Source organism: Okeania sp. SIO2B9, from assembly GCF_010672505.1.
GTDB lineage: Bacteria > Cyanobacteriota > Cyanobacteriia > Cyanobacteriales > Microcoleaceae > Okeania > Okeania hirsuta.
In genome coordinates, this window is the sequence record NZ_JAAHGK010000323.1 from 1 (window position 1) to 6,371 (window position 6,371).

The window sequence follows — 6,371 nt, forward strand, 5'->3', positions numbered from 1 at the left end:
TGCTTTTTGAAATTTATGACTCTTGGTTCAGAAAAAATAATTCACATTTTAACTATAGAAATTGTCAATTCTCCTTGATTATCATCAATATAACTATCGAAGAAAAAAGCACAAAGGTTTGTTGTTTGCACTACTTCTAAAGTTAATGTATCGTCATCACCATTCAAAGTTGACCAAGTAGCTTCAACCTCCAAGTTAGTTTTTTTATTAATGAACTTGCCACCATAAATCCACAACATAACCATGGGTTCACCAACATTATTTTCATCGTTGCGGTATCCAAACAAACCACTACGGATTCTAATTACATATATCCCTGGTTCTAATTTTGTCGAAACTGCTGTTTCTTCCTGTATCTGTCGCATAGCTTCAGCGTCAAGGACATAACAGTTTTTTTTGCTGTCAATCTTCAGATCCGTAACTGTACAACCTTCCATATTTTTTTCTATTTCCTACTAAAATTTTTTCGTCTTCTCAACTAAGGCCACTGCTAGTATAAATTTTCTAAAATATGTATAAATACAAGTGTCCAAAAATTCATAACAGACAAAATGGCTACTTTAGTCGAAGAATTACTTTGCGATCGGACTCAATAGTTAGTTTACACCTATTTGTAGCTTTAATGGTGTTGTTGTCCTATCAATTTTTTTTGATCCAAATTTAGTTCTGATAGTATTAAGTTAATATTAATTGATACTTATTCAATACATTGAAAATACATTAAAAATTTTCAAAAAAACTGTTAGTATTTTTCTGATTTGACTATGATTTTACCTCAATAAATCCTGTCATATTTGCCAAAATTGATTAGCTATAAATATTTCATAATTCTAGTTTATATAGAATATCAAATACAGAATAATATATAAACCACTAACTACACACCTATAAATTATTGATTTTTTTTTACTAATTGATATGATTTTATATCTATTCAATAGACCTCTGGTGATAATTAATCTCAAACCCTTGTTATACCTGGGCAAACACTTAGTTTGCACCAAATGTCTAAGATCAAATATTTAGTTTAGGTATAAAGTAAACTAGAATTTTTTTACTTTGATCCCTTTCTCCGATCAATTTATTTATAATTGATGTTTAAAATTATGAATTTATAGATTGGCAAAAATATTTTGGCGTGGCACTGACCATGACAATAAGTAGAGATACTATGTGAGACTAGATTCGGCGATCGCTCATCAGTATACTTAATTATTTTATCGGAGTAATAGCAATTTGAGATAAGGCTGTGAAATTCATTAATTTATCCGTCTTTAATCTACATTAAGCTACAGTCAATTATTCTTGCAATCTTATTCTGTGCAGTTTCACATTAAATTGATATTACACATAGAAGTCCATCTACTTAATTGTCTAGACAATTGAAGAAGGAGACAGGAGACAGGAGACAGGAGACAGGAGGAAAATTACATGGGGATTCTCACCCCAAGTAATTTTGAACACCGTGTAGACGGTGGGGTATTAAACCCACAAAGAAAATGATCAAAATATTAAGTAATGTTGTCATCTTTGAATTTTTGCGTTAAGTTATATTACATAAGCTTGAAATAACACGAGGTTAATGGTCATGGAAAATCAAGATAAAAAAGTAGGCTTCACCGACTTTGCAGAAACTTGGAATGGTCGCCTAGCAATGTTAGGCTTTGTCATTGGTATTGCCACTGAATACTTCACAGGTCAAGGTATCCTTTCTCAACTTGGCTTAATGTAATTAATTGTTCCTTCTCATATAGCATTTGCCTGAATATCGTCATTGCAATAATAGGAAGTAATCTCAATAACTTAGGAGATTGCTTTCCTTGCCTAATTCTGGGTAAACCTTTCACTTTGTCCCAGTCACAACCATTTGGGTATAGTTATTATTCAGATTTTATCTCAATAACTTTTCTGTTGTATTTACCGAAAAAAATGACGAATCAAAATATTAAGTAATGTTGCCATATTTAAAATTTTACGTTAAGTTATATTACATAAGCTTGAAATCAAACGAGGTTAATGGTCATGGAAAATCAAGAGAAAAAAATGGGCTTCACCGATTTTGCAGAAGCTTGGAATGGTCGCCTGGCAATGTTAGGCTTTGTCATTGGTATTGCCACTGAATACTTCACAGGTCAAGGTATCCTTTCTCAACTTGGCTTAATGTAATTAATTGTTCCTTTTGAGAGCTGATTTATCAAGTAAATATTAAGAGGCTAAATTCCTTGCAATACAAGGGTTTTGGGAGTTATATCCAATAATACTTAAATCCCTGAGAGTTAGATTACATAAGGGTTTTAGCTAAGTTTAAAAATCAGCTCTCAATAACTTTTCTGTTGTACTTACCAACGTTTAACTATACTAATTAGAGGTTAATCATCATGGAAACTCAAGATCAAAAGCTAGGTTTTACCAAATTTGCAGAAACTTGGAATGGTCGCTTGGCAATGTTAGGCTTTATCATTGGTGTAGCTACTGAATACTTCACAGGTCAAAGTATTCTTTCTCAACTTGGTCTAATGTAGTTCAAGGCTACAAAACAATTAAAAATCACCAACAGTTTGTAGTTAACAAGGATATAAGATTATTAAGTATACTCTATAGTAGAGATGAGAGTATTCTTGGCTTTATTACTTATATCTTTTCTCTACATTACATTCGCTAAATTTGCAGGAGTTACTCGATAGAATTATAGAAGTTAAACAGTTTTGTTTTTCAGGGTAGTACTGTCAGAAAATTGATGTTCCAGTTTTCAGATACTAACTAACAAATTTTGACAAAGTTCAAGGGGTTGAAAACTTTCAACCCCTTTTTCAGTAGAAGTTTAAATCGAAGGAAGTTGATTAAATTTTTTTTGACTGAATCAACTATTACTTATTTATTCTTACTTCCTTTAGATATTTAACTCAATATACAATCGAAGTGTTTAACTCTTCTGAGGAATTAGAGGATGTTCGACTACTTTCAGGTAATTCAAGATCCTGAACAGGGTTACGAGCTTCTATTAAACTGATAGCTCGACTTACGCTTTCTGGTAAAATTACTACCAGGCCACCAGAAGAGGCACGATCTAAGGCTGTATTAATAGCCGTTGTCTCATCTAGAATTGATTCATAAGTAGCCTTTGACTCAGAATCTTTAGCTTGATTTAAAAACTGCTTCACACCTTGAGAAATTAGCTCCGCAGCACTTCCTCTAGGTCTTCCTCTAGTGTCGTCGTCTTCTTTGACAATAATTTCATCAAAGATATCTGCTGCTAGTTCACCCAGAGAAACAAAGTCTTCATCACGGCGATCGCCAGGCCCACCAACTACACCAATCCGTTTTCCTGGCCAATTTCTGACAAATCCACCCAATGCTTCATAGCTAGCAGGATTATGAGCATAGTCCACAAGAGCATGATAATCTCCCATATTAAACATATTCATCCGGCCTGGTGTTTGATCCACCGAAGCCACAAAGGTTGACAAACCTTCTCTAATATGCTCTATTTTCACCCCTTGAGCAAAAGCTGCCAAACAAGCTGCAAGGGCATTAGCAATCATAAATGGAGCTTTACCTGCCATTGTGATTGGCACATTAACTGCTTTTTCAATTCTTAAAGTCCAATCTCCTTTGATAATTGAAATATAACCATTCTCATAAACCGCTGCCAAACCACCAGCTTCTGTATGTTTAACTAAAAGTTGATTATTTGGTTCCATTGAAAAGTAAGCAACTTGAGCTTTGACTTTCTCTGCCATTGCAGCAACCAATGGATCGTCAGCATTCAAAATGGCATATCCTTTAGGCATTACTGACTCAGCAACTACACTTTTGAGTTGAGCTAGTTGTTCTACAGTATCTATATCCCCAATACCCAAGTGGTCGGCAGCTACATTTAATACCATTCCTACATCACAAGCTGAAAAACCCAAGCCTGAACGCAGAAGACCACCCCGTGCTGTTTCTAAGACTGCAACTTCTACAGTTGGGTCTGAGAGTATTAAATGGGCACTTTGAGGTCCAGTATTATCTCCTGATTCTGCTAGATATTCACCAAGATAAGTACCATCAGTGGTAGTATAGCCCACTACTTTTCCAGTCTGCTTCATTATGTGAGCTAGCAAGCGTGTAGTAGTTGTCTTACCATTGGTGCCAGTAATTGAAAATATTGGTATTCTGCCATTTTTAGACCCAGGGAATAGCATATCTATTACTGCTCCGGCCACATTTCTAGGTAGACCCCGACTAGGAGCGACGTGCATCCGGAAACCAGGGGCAGCATTAACTTCTACTATGACCCCTTCTACTTCTCGCAAAGGTTTAGAAATGTCTTCAGTAACTACATCTATACCTGCTATGTCTAGACCTATAATCTTCGCAGCTCTGGACAATAGCCAGACATTTTCTGGATGTATTTCATCAGTACGGTCTACTGCTATACCTCCAGTACTGAGGTTAGCTGTTGCCCTTAAAAAGCAAATTTCTCCTTTTTTTGGTATTGAATCAATGCTATATCCTTGTCTTTCAAGAATCCCAAGAGCAGCTTTATCCACGGTGATTCTGGTCAGAACGTTATCATGTCCATCTCCTCTTTGAGGATCTCTGTTAGTTTCTTCAATCAGTTTTGCCACCGTGGACTTACCATCTCCCATTACATGGGCAGGAACTCGTTCGGCCACAGCTACAACTCTACCATTTACTACCAATACTCGGTGGTCTTTGCCTGTATAGTAACGTTCTACAATTACTGTTTTTGTTTTGGAAGCCTTGCTAGCTAAATCATAGGCTTCTTCTGCCTCTTTCCAGTTTCTCACATCAATAGTAATTCCACGACCATGATTTCCATCTAGTGGCTTAATTACAATGGGATAGCCTCCGACATCTTCAATGGCATCTTGAAGGTCTTCAAAGTAGCGAATAACTGTACCACGAGGTACTGGTATTCCAGAATCTTTGAGAATGGTTTTTGTGCCTTCTTTATCACAAGCAAGTTCTACACCAAGAATCCCTGTTTGGTTACTTAGGGTTGCCTGGATTCTTTTTTGATTTATACCATAGCCAAGCTGAATCATAAATCTGGCTCCTAGTTGAGTCCAGGGAATACCTCTTGCTTCTGCTTCTTTGACTATAGCTTCTGTGCTTGGCCCTAAAGCTGCCTGACTTTTGAATTCCTTAAGGTCTTCTAAATCTTGCTGTAATTCGGTTGCAGGATATGTACCTGTCTCAACAATACTTTGGCAAAGTCTCACCGCTGCTCGTGCAGCATAGCGACCTGCTGGTTCATGTTCATATTCTATTACTACCTGAAATATTCCAGGAGTCGATGTTTCCCGTGTCCGACCAAAAGCAACTGGCATTTGGGCGAGTTGTTGAAGTTCTAGGGCAACGTGTTCTATGACATGGCCTATTAGTGTCCCTTTTTCAACACGACTGAGAAAACCGCCCCTGACTCTAGGGGAACAATAGTGCTCTACAAGACCTGGTAGTACCTTGATTAATCCTTTGTAGAAGCCAGGAATATCAGATGTATATCTTTCGTACAGGTCTTCTAAGTCTAGACGCATAACCACCAGTTTATGCCGGCGGATGCTCCAGTAGTTTGGACCGCGTAATGTCTGGAGTTTGAGGATTTTCATAGGAGGATTTGAAGGTTATGCTCAGAATCTACAGAAGCAATGGCGGTTTTATTTTGAATTTCGGCTCACACCATTTGCTAAACTGTTTAATACAAACTTTTTTTCAGGCTGCACTAATCCTTTCTCCATCTTGAAAAATATATATCTGATAAATAAATTTATCAGTTTTTTTGATAATCCTTTGATGGTAGAAGGAAGAATTTGGGCTTTTTATTCTGTTTTACAAAAAATACATTCTTTTCAGTTTAAAATTAGATTTTCTGTCCACCCAACTAGGCAAGCTACTAATCTACCACAACACATTAGTTACGAATTTAGTAAATTATCAGAAATTCTATTAATTAATCAAGAGGCATAATTGTTTCAGACAGCCCTGGTTTCATGGTATGGGAATGGAGATCGTAGCCATCGCCGTGGCACATTATATGTACTCTTAAATTTGATATGCTCAAGGGATCTGCTACATCTACTTTCGTAGCATTTGTATATGACATTTCTGTAGTATCTATAATTGTCACTGTACCTTTACCCATTACTCGAATTTGACTATCTCCTTCAAATAATGCACAGGTATCTTCATCTATACCTATACCTATTTTGTCCGGATGGGTAGCAATTGCGCTCAATAAACGGGCCATACGATTTCGATTATGAAAGTGTTGGTCTACAATCAGGTCTGGCAATATACCCAAGCCAGTTGTTAAATCAACTAAGGACTTATTGGGGGATGAGCCACTACCACCACTTGCTATC

General features: G+C 36.5%; 7 protein-coding genes. 4 read left to right on the top strand and 3 right to left on the bottom strand.

Translation table 11 applies throughout. The features are described 5' to 3' along the window. Positions 1-41: 41 nt before the first annotated feature. Positions 42-437: a hypothetical protein gene (locus tag F6K13_RS13280; RefSeq protein ID WP_124145067.1), complete on the bottom strand. Its 396-nt coding sequence runs from the start codon at positions 435-437 to the stop codon at positions 42-44. A 1,151-nt stretch (positions 438-1,588) separates the two neighbouring features. Between F6K13_RS13280 and F6K13_RS13285 the strand changes: the two genes are divergently transcribed. From F6K13_RS13285 to F6K13_RS13295, 3 genes are all read left to right on the top strand, one after another. Beyond that, positions 1,589-1,732, top strand: a complete 144-nt coding sequence (locus F6K13_RS13285; RefSeq protein WP_124145066.1) for a chlorophyll a/b-binding protein — start codon at positions 1,589-1,591, stop codon at positions 1,730-1,732. 290 nt (positions 1,733-2,022) lie between these two features. After that, positions 2,023-2,166 (top strand): chlorophyll a/b-binding protein, encoded by a 144-nt coding sequence (locus tag F6K13_RS13290; RefSeq protein WP_124145065.1) that lies wholly within the window; start codon positions 2,023-2,025, stop codon positions 2,164-2,166. 212 nt (positions 2,167-2,378) lie between these two features. Continuing rightward, positions 2,379-2,522, top strand: coding sequence for a chlorophyll a/b-binding protein (locus F6K13_RS13295; protein ID WP_124147828.1), 144 nt, complete (start codon positions 2,379-2,381; stop codon positions 2,520-2,522). A gap of 381 nt (positions 2,523-2,903) precedes the next feature. Here F6K13_RS13295 and cphA read toward each other — a convergent pair whose 3' ends face one another. Next, entirely contained in the window at positions 2,904-5,618 is a 2,715-nt protein-coding gene (cphA, locus tag F6K13_RS13300; protein WP_124155087.1) for a cyanophycin synthetase, read from the bottom strand. Positions 5,619-5,748: 130 nt separating this feature from the next. Between cphA and F6K13_RS13305 the strand changes: the two genes are divergently transcribed. Next, on the top strand, positions 5,749-5,976 hold the full coding sequence (locus F6K13_RS13305) for a hypothetical protein (RefSeq protein WP_124147826.1): 228 nt from the start codon (positions 5,749-5,751) through the stop codon (positions 5,974-5,976). Here the strand turns inward: F6K13_RS13305 and F6K13_RS13310 are convergent. Further along, on the bottom strand, positions 5,960-6,371 hold a 412-nt coding region (locus F6K13_RS13310; RefSeq protein WP_287287599.1), incomplete at its 5' end, for a cyanophycinase. The two genes, F6K13_RS13305 and F6K13_RS13310, sit on opposite strands and share 17 nt — an antisense overlap.

What these genes read in the sequence shown, in the direction of transcription:
- F6K13_RS13280 (WP_124145067.1), bottom strand. Translation starts at nt 437, where the DNA reads ATGGAAGGTTGTACAGTTACGGATCTGAAGATTGACAGCAAAAAAAAC.
- F6K13_RS13285 (WP_124145066.1), top strand. Translation starts at nt 1,589, where the DNA reads ATGGAAAATCAAGATAAAAAAGTAGGCTTCACCGACTTTGCAGAAACT.
- F6K13_RS13290 (WP_124145065.1), top strand. Translation starts at nt 2,023, where the DNA reads ATGGAAAATCAAGAGAAAAAAATGGGCTTCACCGATTTTGCAGAAGCT.
- F6K13_RS13295 (WP_124147828.1), top strand. Translation starts at nt 2,379, where the DNA reads ATGGAAACTCAAGATCAAAAGCTAGGTTTTACCAAATTTGCAGAAACT.
- cphA (WP_124155087.1), bottom strand. Translation starts at nt 5,618, where the DNA reads ATGAAAATCCTCAAACTCCAGACATTACGCGGTCCAAACTACTGGAGC.